The sequence below is a fragment of the Streptomyces sp. NPDC040589 genome, assembly GCF_055594445.1.
This window is the reverse complement of sequence record NZ_JBVIWP010000007.1, coordinates 1-15809: the sequence shown is the minus strand read 5'-3', so window position 1 is coordinate 15809 and position 15809 is coordinate 1. Positions and strand designations below refer to the sequence as shown.

The 15809-nt window shown below is 73.8% G+C and carries 13 protein-coding genes; 8 read left to right on the top strand and 5 right to left on the bottom strand.

The features are described 5' to 3' along the window. Positions 1-2 precede the first annotated feature (2 nt). The 3 genes from ACZ58V_RS28245 (at position 3) to ACZ58V_RS28235 (ending at position 5156) form a co-directional block, all read left to right on the top strand. Positions 3-3182: a lantibiotic dehydratase gene (locus ACZ58V_RS28245; protein ID WP_471293327.1), complete on the top strand. Its 3180-nt coding sequence runs from the start codon at positions 3-5 to the stop codon at positions 3180-3182. A 73-nt stretch (positions 3183-3255) separates the two neighbouring features. Continuing rightward, a complete protein-coding gene (locus ACZ58V_RS28240; protein ID WP_468199063.1) occupies positions 3256-4671 on the top strand; it encodes a DNA-3-methyladenine glycosylase 2 family protein in 1416 nt (471 codons plus the stop codon). Beyond that, entirely contained in the window at positions 4671-5156 is a 486-nt protein-coding gene (locus ACZ58V_RS28235) for a methylated-DNA--[protein]-cysteine S-methyltransferase (RefSeq protein WP_468199061.1), read from the top strand. The genes ACZ58V_RS28240 and ACZ58V_RS28235 overlap by 1 nt, the downstream gene beginning before the upstream one ends. Before the next feature lie 21 nt (positions 5157-5177). On the opposite strand, the gene ACZ58V_RS28230 is transcribed toward ACZ58V_RS28235, so the two are convergent. Together ACZ58V_RS28230 and ACZ58V_RS28225 are read right to left on the bottom strand one after the other, a co-directional pair. Then, entirely contained in the window at positions 5178-5660 is a 483-nt protein-coding gene (locus tag ACZ58V_RS28230) for a DUF456 domain-containing protein (protein ID WP_468199060.1), read from the bottom strand. A 239-nt stretch (positions 5661-5899) separates the two neighbouring features. Beyond that, on the bottom strand, positions 5900-6259 hold the full coding sequence (locus ACZ58V_RS28225; protein WP_468199057.1) for a hypothetical protein: 360 nt from the start codon (positions 6257-6259) through the stop codon (positions 5900-5902). Positions 6260-6737: 478 nt separating this feature from the next. Here ACZ58V_RS28225 and ACZ58V_RS28220 point away from each other — a divergent pair, with 478 nt between their 5' ends. Beyond that, on the top strand, positions 6738-7688 hold the full coding sequence (locus tag ACZ58V_RS28220) for a protein phosphatase 2C domain-containing protein (protein WP_468199055.1): 951 nt from the start codon (positions 6738-6740) through the stop codon (positions 7686-7688). 67 nt (positions 7689-7755) lie between these two features. Continuing rightward, positions 7756-9498 carry a pyruvate dehydrogenase gene (locus ACZ58V_RS28215; protein WP_471293323.1) on the top strand — a complete coding sequence of 581 codons (1743 nt, stop codon included), beginning with the start codon at positions 7756-7758 and terminating at the stop codon, positions 9496-9498. 15 nt (positions 9499-9513) lie between these two features. Here ACZ58V_RS28215 and ACZ58V_RS28210 read toward each other — a convergent pair whose 3' ends face one another. Continuing rightward, positions 9514-10782: a helix-turn-helix domain-containing protein gene (locus ACZ58V_RS28210; protein ID WP_468199051.1), complete on the bottom strand. Its 1269-nt coding sequence runs from the start codon at positions 10780-10782 to the stop codon at positions 9514-9516. Positions 10783-11013: 231 nt separating this feature from the next. Between ACZ58V_RS28210 and ACZ58V_RS28205 the strand changes: the two genes are divergently transcribed. Both ACZ58V_RS28205 and ACZ58V_RS28200 read left to right on the top strand, forming a co-directional pair. After that, positions 11014-11637 (top strand): hypothetical protein, encoded by a 624-nt coding sequence (locus ACZ58V_RS28205; RefSeq protein WP_471293320.1) that lies wholly within the window; start codon positions 11014-11016, stop codon positions 11635-11637. 430 nt (positions 11638-12067) lie between these two features. Beyond that, a complete protein-coding gene (locus tag ACZ58V_RS28200; RefSeq protein WP_468199046.1) occupies positions 12068-12550 on the top strand; it encodes an ATP-binding protein in 483 nt (160 codons plus the stop codon). A gap of 57 nt (positions 12551-12607) precedes the next feature. On the opposite strand, the gene ACZ58V_RS28195 is transcribed toward ACZ58V_RS28200, so the two are convergent. Continuing rightward, complete coding sequence (locus ACZ58V_RS28195) at positions 12608-13648, bottom strand: DUF2637 domain-containing protein (protein ID WP_468199045.1); 1041 nt, start codon at positions 13646-13648, stop codon at positions 12608-12610. A 256-nt stretch (positions 13649-13904) separates the two neighbouring features. Beyond that, positions 13905-14756, bottom strand: coding sequence for a (2Fe-2S)-binding protein (locus ACZ58V_RS28190; protein WP_471293318.1), 852 nt, complete (start codon positions 14754-14756; stop codon positions 13905-13907). A 147-nt stretch (positions 14757-14903) separates the two neighbouring features. Here ACZ58V_RS28190 and ACZ58V_RS28185 point away from each other — a divergent pair, with 147 nt between their 5' ends. Beyond that, positions 14904-15692 carry a GntR family transcriptional regulator gene (locus ACZ58V_RS28185; RefSeq protein WP_471293316.1) on the top strand — a complete coding sequence of 263 codons (789 nt, stop codon included), beginning with the start codon at positions 14904-14906 and terminating at the stop codon, positions 15690-15692. Positions 15693-15809: the final 117 nt, after the last annotated feature.

The window sequence follows — 15809 nt, the reverse complement described above, 5'->3', positions numbered from 1 at the left end:
GGATGCCGTCCGACCCGGTCTTCGACCACCTTGGTGAGGCCCTGCTGCGCTCCCCGCTGCTCCCCGTCGACACGCTGCGGACACCGGCCACACCGGATCCGGCCGACGTGACGGACGCGCCGGACGAGGGCAAGGCGCTGCGCGCGGCCGTCACGGAACTGACCGACGATCCGCTGCTGCACGAGGCCCTGGCCCTGTCCAGCCCGTCCCTCGGCCGGCGGCTGGAGTCCGTGCGCGCGGGCGGGGACGTGTCCCCGTCCGCGCTGCGCCGCACCTGGCGGGCGGTGCTGCGCTACCGCGCGCGAATGGCCGGCCGGCCCACGCCGTTCGGGCTGCTGGCGGGCGTCGCACAGGCCCGGTTCGGCGAGACCGCCCGGGTGCGGCTCGGCTCGGCGCACGGCAAGTCGGCCCGCCCCGACGCCGAGTGGCTGGCCTGTCTGACGCGGCGCTGGGAGCGGGACCCGGCGATCCTGGCCGGACTGCGCCTGTCGGCCAACGGCCTGTGTGTCCGCCGCGGCGACCGTCTGGTCCTGCCGTACGCGCCTGCCGCGCCGGATGCCGGGCCGGCGGAGACGGAGGAACCGCGTGAGGTGTCGGTGCGCTGGACGGCGGCCGTGGCGGCGGCCTACGAGCACGCCCGCCGGCCCGTGACCCATGCCGCTCTCGCGGAACATCTCCGTGCCCGGCTGCCCGCCGCACCCGCCGGTGCGATCGAGAACCTGGTCACGGAACTCGTCACCCTCGGCTTCCTGCTGACGGACCTGTCGCCGCCGCCCGGAGCAGCGGATCCGCTGGCCCATGTGACCGGCCGCCTGGCGGATGTCCCGGCCGCTGCGGGCGAGGCACGGCGGCTCGCGGGGGTGGCCGCCGCACTCGCCGACTACGCCGAACGCCGGCCGGGCCAGGGGCTGCTCGCGCTGCGCGCGGCCGAGGACCGCATGCACGCCCTGACCCAGCGCCCGTACCTCCTCGCCGTGGACACCGCGCTCGACGCGGACATCACCCTGCCGTACGCGGTCGCCGAGGAGGCACGGCGCGCGGCGGACCTGTTGTGGCGCCTCGGCCCGCCGGTCACCGGGACGACGCGTCCGCTCGCCTCCTACCATCGCGACTTCCTCGAACGGTACGGCCTCGCACGGGCGGTACCGGTGGCCGAGCTCCTCGATCCGGTCGGCGGACTCGGCCCTCCGCTGCCGGACGCGACGCCGCGGGCGGGTGCCCGGGACCGTGTGCTGACGGCCCTGGCCCAGGAGGCGACCGCGTCCGGTGTGCGGGAGATCGTCCTGAGCGACCGGGACCTGGACACCCTCGGCGACGACTCCGGCGTCCCTCCGCCCTCGGCCGAGCTGGTCTTCCAGCTCCTGGCGTCGTCCGAACAGGCGCTCGGCGCGGGGCAGTTCACCCTCGTCGTATCCGCTCATCTCACCGGCACCTGGCCCGCCGGCTCCCTCGCGGCGCGCTTCGCCCACCTGCTGCCCGAGGCGGGGCGGCGGCTCGCCGGGACGGCTCCCACGGCGCTCGCCGGGACGGCTCCCACGGCGCTCGCCGGTGCGGCCTCGCCGAACGGTCCGGTCCTCCCGGTCCAGCTGATCTTCCGCCCGGCGTTGCCCCGCGCCGGCAACGTCGTCCGCACGCCCCGATGGGTCGAACACACCGTGGCAACCGGCACGTTCGGGGAGGGCTCGGACCCGGGTCACCTCGCACTCGACGACCTGGCGGTGGTCGGCGAGCCGGACCGGTTGCGGCTGGTGTCGCTCCGGCACGACGGGCAGGAGGTCGCCGCGGGCACCTTCCACATGCTCGACACCAGGCGGCTGGCGCCCGCGCACGTACGCCTGCTGCATCTGCTGAGCATGGACCACGTCCGGCCGTTGCTCGGCTGGGACTGGGGGACGGCGCGGGACTGGCCCTACCTGCCCGCCGTACGCCACGGCCGGACCGTGCTGTGCCGGTCCCGGTGGCTGGTCCGGGACGCCGATGTCCTCGACCACCGCACCGGGTTCACCGCCTGGTCCGAGGCGCTGGGGTCGTGGCGGCACCGGCTGCGGGTGCCCGATGTGGTCGAGGCCGGCAGCGGTGACCGCCTGCTGCCGCTGGACCTGTCCCGCGCGGCGGACGCCCGTCTGCTGCGCGAGGAACTGCGGCGCGATCCCGACACCCCGCTGCACGAGCGGCCCGACCTGACCGGAGACGGCACGGGCTGGCTCACCGGACCGCACGGCACGCACGCCGCCGAGATCTCCGTACCGTTGCTGCGCCGCGCGCCCTCCGCCACCACGACTCCGGCCGCCCCCGCTGGCACCCGGCGTCCGCTCGTCCGCCGCGGCGACGACCCCGCCTGCGGCCTGCCGGGAGGCTCCTGGCTGTACGCCAAGTTGTACTGCCCCGGCCCGCTCCAGGACACGGTCCTCGCCCGCCACCTGCCGGAGCTGCTGGACGCCCTGCCGCCCGAGGCGGACCGCTGGTTCTTCGTCCGGTACGCCGACCCGGACCCCCACCTGCGGCTGCGTCTGCACGGCACCCCCCGGACGCTGTACGGGGAGATCCTCCCCGCGCTCCACGACCTGGCGGCGGACCTGCGGCGGCACAGGCTCGTCGGCCGGCTGGTCCTGGACACCTACGACCCGGAGACGGAGCGGTACGGAGGTACCGCCCGGACCATGGAGGCGGCGGAACGGGTGTTCCACGCCGACAGCGCGGCGGCCCTCGCGCAACTCCGCCTCCTCGACCACGCCCGGCCACCGGCCGGCCCGCTGCCGCTGACGGCGGCCGGCCGGGCCCATCTCGCCTGGCACCTCGTCCCGGGCACCCCGGCCGAGCGCGCCCGGTGCCTGCTCGCGGTCGCGCCCCGCGACGAACACCACCGTGCCTTCCGCGACCACCGCGCCCAGGCACTGCGGCTCGTCGACCCGTTCGGTGACTTCGCGGCCCTGCGCGAGGAGACCTGGGCGGCGCCGCTCCTGGCCGCCTGGCAGACCCGCGCGGCCGCCGCCGACAGCCTGCGGCAGAGTCTCGCCGAGGCGCCCGCCGACGCCGACGCGGTGCTGGCCTCCCTGCTCCACATGCACCACAACCGGCTGACGGCCGAGCCCACGCCCTGGTCCGAGGGCCGGGTGGCCGCCGTCGCCCGAGGTGCCGTGGAGGCCCACCTGGCTCGCCGCGAGGCGCGGCCCGCTCCATGACGCTGCCCGGCACCCGAAGTGCCATGTCCGATTTCCGCCAGCGACAGTCCGGCCCACAGCGGAGACTGGACGGGTGAGAGACCAGGTAACGGACGAGGACACCAGGTACGAGGCCGTACGCAGCCGCGACGCCCGCTTCGACGGCGTGTTCTTCTTCGCCGTCGAGACGACCGGCATCTACTGCCGGCCGAGCTGCCCCGCGGTCACGCCGAAGCGGGCCAACGTACGGTTCTTCGCCACGGCCGCCGCCGCGCAGGGCTCGGGCTTCCGGGCCTGCCGGCGGTGCCGGCCGGACGCCGTGCCCGGCTCCGCCGAGTGGAACGTCCGCGCGGATGTGGTGGGCCGGGCCATGCGGCTGATCACCGACGGCGTGGTCGACCGGGAGGGCGTCGCCGGTCTCGCCGCACGGCTCGGCTACAGCGCACGGCAGGTGCAGCGGCAGCTCACCGCCGAGCTCGGCGCAGGGCCGGTCGCGCTAGCCCGGGCCCAGCGCGCCCACACCGCGCGCGTGCTGCTCCAGACCACCGGGCTGCCGGTCACCGAGATCGGGTTCGCGTCGGGCTTCGCCAGCGTCAGGCAATTCAATGACACGATCCGGGCCGTCTACGCCTCCACCCCGAGCCAGCTGCGCGCCGCCGCCGTCCCGAAGGGCGGCCGGAACCGTCGTACGGCCACCCCGGACGCCGGCATCCCGCTGCGGCTCGCCCACCGCGGCCCCTACCAGGCAGGACCCGTCTTCGACCTGCTGGAACGCGAGGCCGTACCCGGCGTCGAGGACGTGAGCGGCCCGCCCGGAACGCGCACCTACCGGCGCACGCTCCGCCTCCCCTACGGCACCGGCATCGTCGCCGTCGACGAGCGCCCCGGCACCGCCCGGACCGGGCTCGGCGCCCACCCCGGCGGCTGGCTCGACGCACGGCTGCACCTCACCGACCCCCGCGATCTGACCACCGCCGTCCAGCGGCTGCGGCGGCTGTTCGACCTCGACGCCGACCCCTACGCCGTCGACGAGCGCCTCGCCGCCGACCCGCGGCTCGCGCCTCTGGTCGGTGCCCGGCCAGGGCTGCGCTCGCCGGGCACCGCCGACCCGGAGGAACTCGCGGTACGCGCGCTGACCGGCCGGACGGAGGCACAGCGGCTCGTACTGCGGTACGGCAAGGCGCTCGACGCCCCCTGCGGCAGCCTCACCCACCTCTTCCCCGAGCCGGCCGTCCTCGCCGGGGCCGAGCCCGGCGGCACCCTCGGCGCGCTCACCGCCGCCCTCGCCGACCACGCCGTACGCCTCGACCCGGGCGCCGACCGGGACGACGCGCAGGACGCCCTGTGTGCCGTGCCCGGCCTGGACGCCCGTACCATCGCCGAGATCCGCACCCGCGCCCTCGGCGACCCGGACGTGGCCCCGCCCGGCCTCGACGTCCCCGACAGCTGGCGCCCCTGGCGCTCGTACGCCTTGAACCACCTGCGCGCAGCAGGGGAGTGGGAGTTGTGATGACCACGACGTACTGGACGACCGCGGACGGCCCCCTCGGGCCGCTGCTCCTCACCGCCGCCCCGACCGGCGAGCTGACCTCGCTGTCCGTGCCCGGGCAGAAGGGCGGACGCGTGGTGCTGGACGACTGGCGGCAGGACGCCGGGCCCTTCCGCGCGGCCGAGGAACAGCTCGCCGCCTACTTCGCCGGGGAACTGAAGGAGTTCCGGCTGCCGTGGCGCACCGAGGGCACGGCCTTCCGGGAGAAGGTCTGGGCCGCGCTGGACGACATCCCCTACGGCTCGACCGTGACCTACGGCGAGATCGCCGCGCGGATCGGAGCGCCCAGGGCGGCCGTACGGGCCGTCGGCGGGGCGATCGGCGCCAATCCGCTGCTGGTGGTCCGGCCGTGCCATCGGGTGATCGGCGCCGACGGCACGCTGACCGGGTACGCGGGCGGCCTGGACCGCAAGGTACGGCTGCTCACGCACGAGGGTGTGCTCTAGGCCTGCCTCGTCGGGGTGGTGTCAGCCCCAGATGACCGCGCCGATCCAGGCCGCCGCGATCAGCTGGCAGGTGAACAGTTCGGTCAGGATGCTGGAGCCGCCCGAGCGCATCACCTGACGCAGGGCGGCGACCGCGTCGCCGTGGCGGCCGAGGCGGCGGCGTTCGCAGAGGTAGATACCGGCCAGGAATCCGGGGATGGCGCCGAGCACGGGGAGCAGGACGAAGCCGAGGGTGGATCCTGCTCCGGCCCAGGCCAGCATGCGGCGGTTGGTGCCGCTCGCCCGGAGCTGCCGGGGCGGCAGGGCCCAGCGCACGCCCTGGGAGACGAACATCAGGACCGTGGCACTCACCAGGACCCACCACGCGACGGGCTGGGGATCCTTCAGCGCCCACCACATGACCGCGGCCCACACCAGCAACGACCCGGGCACCGCGGGCAGCAGCACTCCGCACAGACCGAGCAGGATGACCAGCCCGACCAGCAGGAGGTCCCACACTCCCATCTGACCAGCCTGCCGGAATCCGTGAGAAGACGCAGGTCAGGAGCGTGGCGGTGGTCAGGACCCGCAGGTCAGCCGCCCGGGGCCCGTCGTCTGCCCATATCGCATGGCCGTTCTAGGGATCACTCGCGCCGCCGTTTCACCGTGCCGGGACGGGCCGGTTTTTCCGGAAGCCCCGTTTTCATCCCGGCCGTGCGGTGGACAATCAGGGGCATGAGTCAGCAGGGGGGAAGGCCCACCGGTCATGACGACGACTGGTGGAGGCACTTGTACGACGACTCCACCGACGACACGGGCCCCACACCCGCCCCGGATTCCCTGGACGACCGCTTCGCCTCGGCGGCGGGGGCGGTAGGGGACCCGGCGGACGAGCGGCCCGCCTCCGAGCCGGTGGTCCCGGCGCCCCGGGCAGGGGCCGCCGAGGTCACGGACACGCCGCGCCGCGCGCCCTGGGAGCCGCCGTCGGCCCGGCTCACGGACCCGGTGACCTTCCCGACCACCGCGAAGCCGCCGGGGCGGTCCGGGCAGGAACCGGACCGGCCCCCCACGGCCGACGCGACCTCACCGTCCGCGGAGGGCCCGACGGAGCCCTCCGCGTCCACGGCCCCCACCTCGCGGACCCCCGAGGTCCCACCCCCGTCCGCGCCACCCCTCCCCACCACCCCACCCTCCTGGCCCAGCCCGGAATTCCGCCCCACCGAGCCCGCCTTCCCCTCTGCTGAGCCCGGTGGGATCGGGTCTCCGGGGACTGGCTCCGGTGGGACCGCGATTCCGGTGGCTGAGTCCGGCCGCACCGGGGCCCCCGCCACCGGGTCCGGCAGGGCCGCTTTCCCGGCCACCGAGCCCAGCGGGACTGCCCTCCCCGCCCCGGCCGACCCACCGTCCGCGCCACCCCGCTCCGCCGAACGTCCGCCGGCGCCACCACGCCCAGCCGATGCGCCGTCCGCGCCACCCCGCCCCGCCGACCCGGCGCTCGCCCCGCCTCGCCCGGCCGCGCCACCGCCCCCGCCGCATACCCCCTCCGACCAGCCCGCCCCCCGGATCGAGCGGCCCGCGTCCTCCCCGCGGCCCCTTGGGTACGTGGGGTCCCGGCCGCCCACCTACGACGCCGAACCCGTCGCGCTTCCGGCGGCCGACCCCGATGATCTCGATGACCTGGTCGCGGACACCGTGCTCGACGGGGCCCGGTACGGGGCCTGTACGTTGCGGGCCGTGTCCGTGCGGGGGGACTCCGCGCGGTACCGGGGGGAGCCGCGGCGCGACTCGTTGCTGACCGCGCGCTTCGGCACGGGCGAGCACGCGCTGCTGCTGGTGGCGATGGCGACCGGGGCCCGTGCCACGCCGGGGGCGCACCGGGCCGCCGCCGAGGCCTGTCACTGGATCGGGCGGGCCGTCGGGCGCAGTCATGCCCGGCTCGTCGCGGACATAAGGGACGGCCGGCGGGGCGACCTCAAGTCCGGACTGCACCGCCTCACCGACCGCAGCCTCGGCAAGCTCCGTGCCAGCGCCGCCGAACAGGGCGTCGACCCGGAGGAGTACGCCGCCGGCCTGCGCTGCCTCCTGCTGTCGGCCGATCCGGAGTGCCGTACGCGCGTCTTCTTCGGCGTCGGACCCGGCGGGCTGTTCCGGCTGCGGGACGGTGAGTGGCAGGACATCGAACCGCAGGTCGCCGAGATCAAGGGCGAGCCCGTGATGGGGTTCGGGTCGCCGCCTTCCGAGACGCCCGAGGGCGACCGGTTCACCATGGACCTGGGCATCCCGACCCCGCCCAGCCCTTACGAACCGGCCCCCGAGCCACCCCGCGAACCCTTCCGCTTCCGTACCTCCGTCGCCCGCCCGGGTGACACGCTCCTGCTGTGCAGCGGCGGCCTCGCCGACCCGCTGCGCGGCGAACCCGAACTGGGCGACTACCTCGCCGAGCGGTGGTCCCGCCGCGACCCGCCCGGCCTCGCCGCGTTCCTCGCGGACTCCCAGGTGCGGGTCAAGGGCTACGCGGACGACCGTACGGCCGCCGCCGTGTGGGAGGCGTGAGCGCGCACCCTGTGACTTGATGGAACCCGGAGGGACTCCCAGGAGACCGAAGGGGCAGACGAGAACCATGGCCAAACAGAACGTCGCGGAACAGTTCGTCGACATCCTGACCCGCGCCGGAGTCAAACGCCTCTACGGAGTCGTCGGCGACAGCCTGAACCCGGTCGTCGACGCCGTCCGGCGCAACTCCGCCATCGACTGGATCCACGTCCGGCACGAGGAGACCGCCGCCTTCGCCGCAAGCGCCGAGGCCCAGATCACCGGCGGGCTCGCCGCCTGCGCCGGCTCCTGCGGGCCCGGCAACCTCCACCTCATCAACGGCCTGTACGACGCCCACCGCTCCATGGCACCCGTCCTCGCCCTCGCCTCCCACATCCCCTCCAGCGAGATCGGCCTCAACTTCTTCCAGGAGACCCACCCCGACCGGCTGTTCGCCGAGTGCAGCCACTACAGCGAGCTGATCTCCAGCCCCCAGCAGATGCCCCGGCTGCTCCAGACCGCCATCCAGAACGCCGTCGGCCGCAGCGGTGTCAGCGTCGTCTCCCTGCCCGGCGACATCGCCGACGAGCCCGCCCCGGAGAAGGCCGCCGAGACCGCCCTCGTCACCTCCCGGCCGACGGTCCGCCCGGGTGACGAGGAGATCGACCGGCTCGTGAAGATGATCGACGAGGCCGGCAAGGTCACCCTCTTCTGCGGCAGCGGCACGGCGGGCGCCCACGCCGAGGTCATGGAGTTCGCCGGGAAGGTCAAGTCCCCGGTGGGGCACGCCCTGCGCGGCAAGGAATGGATCCAGTACGACAACCCGTACGACGTGGGCATGAGCGGGCTCCTCGGCTACGGCGCCGCCTACGAGGCCACCCACGAGTGCGACCTGCTGATCCTGCTCGGCACCGACTTCCCCTACAACGCCTTCCTCCCCGACGACGTGAAGATCGCCCAGGTCGACGTCCGGCCCGAACACCTCGGCCGCCGCTCGAAACTGGACCTCGCCGTGTGGGGCGACGTACGGGAGACGCTGCGCTGTCTGATCCCGCGGGTGAGGGAGAAGAAGAACCGCCGCTTCCTCGACCGCATGCTGAAGAAGCACGCGGACGCGCTGGAGGGGGTGGTGAAGGCGTACACCCGCAAGGTGGAGAAGCACACGCCGATCCACCCCGAGTACGTCGCGTCCGTACTGGACGAAGTGGCCTCCGACGACGCCGTGTTCACCGTCGACACCGGCATGTGCAACGTCTGGGCCGCCCGCTACATCACGCCCAACGGCCGCCGCCGCGTCATCGGCTCCTTCTCCCACGGCTCGATGGCCAACGCGCTGCCCATGGCGATCGGCGCACAGTTCACCGACCGCAAGCGGCAGGTCGTGTCGATGTCCGGCGACGGCGGATTCTCCATGCTGATGGGCGACTTCCTGACGCTGGTGCAGTACGACCTCCCCGTCAAGGTCGTCCTCTTCAACAACTCCTCTCTCGGCATGGTCGAGTTGGAGATGCTGGTCGCCGGGCTGCCGTCCTACGGAACCGCCAACAAGAACCCCGACTTCGCCGCCGTCGCCCGGGCCTGCGGCGCGTACGGCGTACGGGTCGAGAAGCCCAAGGAACTCGCGGGCGCCCTCAAGGACGCCTTCAAGCACAAGGGACCGGCCCTCGTCGACATCGTCACCGACCCCAACGCGCTGTCCATCCCGCCGAAGATCAAGGCCGAGATGGTGACCGGCTTCGCCCTGTCCGCGTCCAAGATGGTGCTGGACGGCGGGGTCGGCCGGATGCTCAAGATGGCCCGCTCCAACCTGCGCAACGTGCCCCGGCCTTGAGCGGGGTCAGTGCGGTCAGCTGTAGGGCCCCCACTGGCGTGCCGAGGTGTCGTACATGTACCGGGGCAGGCCCTTGATGCCGCTGGTGCGGAACGGGCGGCCGGCGTCGTCGATACGGACCGTGCCCTTGCGGCCCTGGGAGGACCAGTCCAGCTCCAGGTACCAGCGGCAGTCGCACGTCACGGTCCTGGCGGTGACCAGCAGCACCTCCGGGTCCTCGGCCGAGACGCGGTACGGCATGCGCACCGCCGGGATCGGCACGCCGGTGTCGCTCCCGGCGACCGCGTGGGCGATGGGGCGGTCCTTGTCCAGGTTCACGTCGAAGAAGCGCGGGGTGACCGCACCGCCACAGCCCTGGTCCATGGCGTAGGCGTTGCCCGGGGCGGGAGCCGTGCGCCCCACCACGCGCACGCGCAGCGCGTTCAGCACGACGGCCGTGTCGGTCCGCCCCTGCACCGACAGCTCCACGAGCGTCTCGCCGCCGTGCACCGCGCCCTGCGTCGCCGCCCAGGTACCGGCGTCCTGCGGGGCCGGGGGCGGGGGCACCTGCCCGGGCGGCTTGGCGATGACGTAGTCGTGACCGCAGCCGAGCTTCCAGGCCTGGGAGTCGGCGGACCAGGTGAGAGGCAGGGCGGGCTTCTTCCCGCTGCGTGGCGGGGTGGTGGTCCGGGCGGAGGGGGCGGGGGAGGGCGTCTTCTTGCTCTTCGGGGTGGCAGAAGGCCGCTTGGTGCTGGGGGAGCCGCTCGGGGTGGGCGAGGTGCTGCTTCGGTCCGGTGCCTTGGCTTCCGTCGTGCCGGACGCGATGGGTCCGGCCGTACGGGCACGGTCGGCGGCGGGGCGCCGTCCGTCCGGCAGCGCGGACAGACTCCCGAGCGTCGCGAGCAACGCGCAGGCGGCGGCCAGTCCGACCGCGACGCGTCTGCGGCGGTACCAGGGGATGAGGGGGAGCGGGGACGGGTCCGGGTCGCCCGCTTCCTCCCCGGCAGGTGTCGCCTCCTCCACCACACTCGCCGTACGAGGCCGCCGGCGGGCCGCCACCGCCAGGAGCCAGCGGCGGTGGAGCTCCAGCCGTTCCTCCGGGGTCGCACCGCAGAGCGCGGCGAAACGCTCCACGGGGGCGAAGTCGACAGGGACCGCCTCGCCCGCGCAATAGCGGTGCAGGGTCGAGGTGTTCATGGCCAGACGGCGGGCCAGCGCACCGTAACTGCGGTCCGTACGCTCCTTCAGCGCCCTCAGCAGCGCCGCGAACTCACCGACGTCGTCGATGTCGTCCTGTGCCGACACGGTTCCCCCGCCCTCGTAAGGTCCGACCCGGCCCGGGACGGCATCCCAGGCATCCCTGTACCTGCACGTCAGAAGGGCTGGGATGGTTCCACCGTGACCGATCGGCCGCGGGCTGTTGCGCCCGCCGGCTGTGACCGCTGATGCTCTTGGTGTCGCACCGACCAGGCCGGACGGACCAACCGGCGTCGCCGCGGCATCCACGTCCACGCACTCATCCACGGGGGAACACCCATGTCCATGCGCATCCGAACGAGCGCTCTCACCGCACTCACCGTCGCCGCCCTCGCGGCGGGCACGGTCCTCACGGCACCGGCCGCCGGCGCCGCGCCGAAGGCCGCCGCGCCCAAGTTCCTGTCGGCGTCCCAGCTGCCGCCGCACCCGACCTCGTCCTGGACCGCCGGGCCGGTCACCGAGGGGTTCCCGGAGGGACTCGGCTTCTGCGTGAGCACGGAGGGTGTGCTCGACTACGACTACCGGCACCGGGAGTTCCGGACCGACCTGGACACCAGCGCAGTGCAGTTGACCGTCGTGACGGGCACAGCCGCCCAGGCCAAGGCCCTGGCGAAGCACTACGACGACCTGATCCGCACCTGCGCCGACCGCATCGAGGAGTCCTCCCCGGACATCCAGGCCGAGGGCCGGGACTACGGCTCGCTGCCGGTCGAGGAGGGCGCCCGCGTCCGCGGACTGCACACCGAGACCTCCTGGGGGGCCACGGACATCGCGCTCTTGTCCGTCGGTCAGGACGGCCGGACCGTCACCGTCGTGGAGTGGGGTCAGATGGGCGACTTCGGCGACGCCCCCGTGGCCGCCTTCAAGAAGACGACGACCACCGCCGTCAAGAAGCTGTACTGACCGCGCGACCACCGGAGAGAACCAGGGCCGTCCTCCCGCCACGGGGGTGGGGAGGACGGCTCTGTTCCGGTCAAGGGCCCGGGGGAGACCGTCGTACTTCGGCCAACTTCACCGGACCGCCGCGCACGGGGGCCGGCTGCCCCGCTCCTTCGTCGCGTACGCAAGGATCGGCAGCCGGCCCTCGGTACTTCGGCCGATCTCCTGCGGTCACGATCCGCTCGAGGACATGTACCGGCTACTCTCTTGTCCCCCTCTCCGCATCCGCCGTACCGCTCAGCGGCCCGCAGCCCGGCCCGCCGGTCCCGTCCGATTGGCCGAACACCCGGTCGTTGACGACTCGACATGACTGCCGCGTGTCCGATCGGGCATGGATCCCCGTGAACGTGTTCGAGGCAGGAGGGGAACCGACATCGGCGCGCGGGCGGGGGTCATGGAGAGGCAGGCACGAGGGGGCGGTCCCATAACGATCGGGGCCTTCTCGGCGAAGACGGCGGACGACAAGACCGACGACGACACGGAGCAGGTGCCCGTGCCTCAGCTGAGGCGCAGACTCGGGCGGGCGGACCTGCGGGCCGTGCCGGAAGCCCGCAGGGCCCTGCGGGAAATGCTCGGGCAGTGGGGGAGGACCGGGCGATCGGACGTAGCGGAACTGCTCACCAGCGAACTCGTCACCAACGCGATCGTCCACACCGATCGCGACGCGCTCCTGACGGCAACGGTCGGACCGCGTGGACTACGGGTGGAGGTACGGGACTTCGTGGCCCGCAGACCCCGGCTGCGCGTACCGATCGCCGACGACGGTACGAACGGCAGGGGCCTGTTCCTTGTGCAGTCCCTCGCGGACGCCTGGGGCGTCAGGCCGCACGGAGTGGGCAAGGCCGTCTGGTTCGAGCTGGAGGCCGAGGCGGCGTGAACGGGAAGGGGGCGCGGCCCGCAGGCCACGCCCCCTTCCCGGCTCGGTTCGGCCGGACTAGCCGAACTGCTGCTCCAGGTCCTTGAGCTTGCGCTCCAGGGAGTCCAGACGCGGCAGTGCCATGGTGTCGTCCTCGGCGGTGAGGTCGACGGTCACCGGGTCAGCTCCTTTGCGAGCGGGCTGCAGGGAGGGACGCGAGCGGACGGGCAGCGGCTCCGGCGCGGATATGGCAGGCTCCGCGGAGACCTGCGAGGAGCCGCGCTCCACCTGCACCTCCAGCTGCCGGCCGCCACCGCGGCCGAAGTGGCCGCGGTGGCCGCGGCTGATCGCCTTCAGCTGGGCCCGCTCCACGCGCTGCTGGTCGCGGCGCCGCTGCCGGGCCTCGTCCTTCTTGCGCTTGTCGTCGCGCACCTCGTCGACCGCCTCGTCAAGGCTGCGCACACCCTCCAGGAGCATCAGCGACCAGGCGCTGTACGTCTCCCGGGGGGCCCGCAGCCAGCGGACGATACGGATCTGCGGCAGCGGGCGCGGCACCAGGCCCTGCTCCCGCAGGGCGGCGCGGCGGGTCTGCTTCAGCGCGCGGTCGAAGAGCACCGCCGCGGACAGCGACATGCCGGCGAAGAAGTGGGGGGCGCCGTCGTGGCCGATGCCCCTGGGCGCGTGCACCCAGTTGAACCAGGCCGCGGCGAGGGCGAACGTCCAGACCAGTATCCGGGAGCCGAGCGCCGCGTCACCGTGGCTGGCCTCGCGCACCGCGAGCACGGAGCAGAACATCGCCGCGCCGTCCAGGCCGAACGGGACGAGGTACTGCCAGCCACCGCTGAGGCCGAGGTTCTGCTCGCCGAAGCCGACCAGGCCGTGGAAGGAGAGCGCGGCGGCCACGGCCGCGCAGCAGAAGAGGAGGACGTAGGAGACGGTGCCGTAGAGGGCCTCCTTGCGTCTGCGGCGTTCTTCGCTGCGCTCCCAGGAATCGTCCGCGCTCGTGTCCTTGACCGAGGAGCGCTTGCCGCGCGCGAGAACCGCTATCGCCGCAAGCATGCCCAGGAGGAGCACGGCGCCCGGAAGCAGCCAGTTCAGCGATATGTCGGTCAGTTTCATCTGGGTGGTCCCTTGCATTGGGATAGGGCGTAACGCCCGCCATAGTGGCCCAATCCCAACGGCCCTCAGGGGGTTTCGGGGCAAGAGGCCGCCAAGGAAGTGCAAGGGAATGTTCAGGGCGGCGTTCTGCTCGAACTGCCGCGTGAGGGGCGGGAGTTGAGTTCGAACAAGACTACCCGTACGGGTGGTTCCGCGGAAAGTTGCTGCGAGTTTCCGCGATGATCTTACGGGAGGAGCCGCTCTTTCCGAGGGCGTCTCAACTGGCGGTGGCCAGCAGCTTGGTGACCCGGTCGGCGTCGCAGGTGCGCGGGCAGGTGGCGCAGGTGTCCTGCGGGCGCAGCGTGTAGAACATGCAGCAGCTCGCGCGGTCCCGGGTGCGCAGCGGCTCGCCGCCGGGGCCGGTCAGCTCCCGGAACGCCGCCGTGCCCACGTACGGCTTCGTCGCGCCCGGCAGAAGCAGCTCCAGCTCGCGCATCGCGCGCCGTTCCTCGATCTCGCCGAACAGTTGGGCGACGTACCAGAGCCCCTCGACGATCTCGTCGGTCGCCATGCCCCACAGGGCCCGGCCGCGACGCCGCATCCGGGGTCCGAAACCGGTCAGGACCGGCTCCAGGTGCTCGGCGACCGCCGACCGCACCTCGGCCCGCAGTGCCTCCTCGTCCGGGACGACCCGGGCGCCGGGCAGCGTGGCGGCCTCGTCGCCGGGCAGGCACGCGAAGCCGGCCGGGCGGACGGCCATCCGGCCGATGGGGTGGCCGGGGGCGGTGCGGTCGTACGAGACGTGCGTCACCGGGTAGCGGGGCACGCGGCGGTTCAGGAACCAGGGGGCGGTGATCAGGAGGCAGGCGGGCCAGGCGTAGCGGTGCAGGCCGAAGCTGGCGACGACGTCGGGGCGGGCCTGCTGGCCGTAGTCCCGCTGTATCTGGTCCTCGTCCCAGGACAGGAAGGCTTCGAGGGCGGGGCCGGCGGCCGCGAGGTCGGTGGCCGCGGCCCAGGCGCCGCCCTGCGGGGTGGCGTCCTCGGGGGTCAGTTCGGTGACGGCGAGCCCCGGGAGGACCTCGGCCAGACGGGCATAGGCGCCGGAGACTGCCGAACGGGGCTCGGGCATGGGATCACCGATCTACTCAGAGGTAAGCCTAACCTAACTCAAGATCCCTGGGATTTGAACTGGCGCTCGGGGCGCTTATGGTGCTTGACGGGCAAGTGACAACCCGCCGTAATGACCCCAAGTAGGGATACGTCCGGAGGAGGACCCTTGAAGCAGGGCGCGCAGGGCTCCGCCGGGACGGAGGAGCCGTGGCCTGCTGTGCCGGCCGGGCAGGCCCGGGTGCCGCGGCAGGCCGGGGCGGCCGGGGTCGACGGCGCGGTGCGCGGTGAGCACACGCACGGTGAGCCGGCCCTCCCGCGGCCCAGGCCCGTCGTCCAGCGGTCCTCCGTGCGCGGGCAGATCGTGGACGCGCTGCGGGCCGCGCTGGTGGCCGGGGATCTGAGGCCCGGTGAGGTGTACTCGGCGCCGGTGCTGGGCGAGCGGTTCGGGGTGTCGGCGACGCCGGTGCGGGAGGCTATGCAGCAGCTGGCCATCGAGGGTGCCGTCGAAGTCGTGCCGAACCGTGGGTTCCGGGTGGTCGAGCGGGGGGCGCGGGAGCTGGCGGAACTGGCCGAGGTCCGGTCCCTGATCGAGGTCCCGGTGATGCTGAAGCTGGCCCGTACCGTTCCCGCCGAGCGCTGGGCCGAGCTGCGGCCGCTCGCCGAGGCGACGGTCCGCGCGGCGTCCTCCGGCTGCCGCGCGACCTACGCGGATTCCGACCGGGTGTTCCACCGCGCCGTGCTGTCCCTCTCCGGCAACGGGCAACTGGTCCAGATCGCGGAGGACCTGCACCGGCGGGCGCAGTGGCCGCTGGTCGGGGGCGGACCGGGCGGTCGGGGGCGGGCCGAACTGGTGGCGGACGCGCATGAACACACGGCGTTGCTGGACGCGTTGATCGCCCGGGATCTGGATGTGGTGCGGGTACTGGTGGGGGAGCACTTCACGGGCGCGGGCTGAGGGGCGCGCGCGTAGCGCCTGGCGCCGGGTGGTGGGTCGGGGGGGGGGGGGGGGGGGGGGGGGGGGGGGGGGGGGGGGGGGGGGGGGGGGGGGGGGGGGGGGGGGGGGGGGGGGGGG

Excerpts from the sequence above, each read along its gene's own strand:
- ACZ58V_RS28245 (WP_471293327.1), top strand. The coding sequence starts at position 3 with ATGCCGTCCGACCCGGTCTTCGACCACCTTGGTGAGGCCCTGCTGCGC.
- ACZ58V_RS28235 (WP_468199061.1), top strand. The coding sequence starts at position 4,671 with ATGACCACGACGTACTGGACGACCGCGGACGGCCCCCTCGGGCCGCTG.
- ACZ58V_RS28230 (WP_468199060.1), bottom strand. The coding sequence starts at position 5,660 with ATGGGAGTGTGGGACCTCCTGCTGGTCGGGCTGGTCATCCTGCTCGGT.
- ACZ58V_RS28215 (WP_471293323.1), top strand. The coding sequence starts at position 7,756 with ATGGCCAAACAGAACGTCGCGGAACAGTTCGTCGACATCCTGACCCGC.
- ACZ58V_RS28205 (WP_471293320.1), top strand. The coding sequence starts at position 11,014 with ATGTCCATGCGCATCCGAACGAGCGCTCTCACCGCACTCACCGTCGCC.
- ACZ58V_RS28200 (WP_468199046.1), top strand. The coding sequence starts at position 12,068 with ATGGAGAGGCAGGCACGAGGGGGCGGTCCCATAACGATCGGGGCCTTC.
- ACZ58V_RS28195 (WP_468199045.1), bottom strand. The coding sequence starts at position 13,648 with ATGAAACTGACCGACATATCGCTGAACTGGCTGCTTCCGGGCGCCGTG.
- ACZ58V_RS28190 (WP_471293318.1), bottom strand. The coding sequence starts at position 14,756 with ATGCCCGAGCCCCGTTCGGCAGTCTCCGGCGCCTATGCCCGTCTGGCC.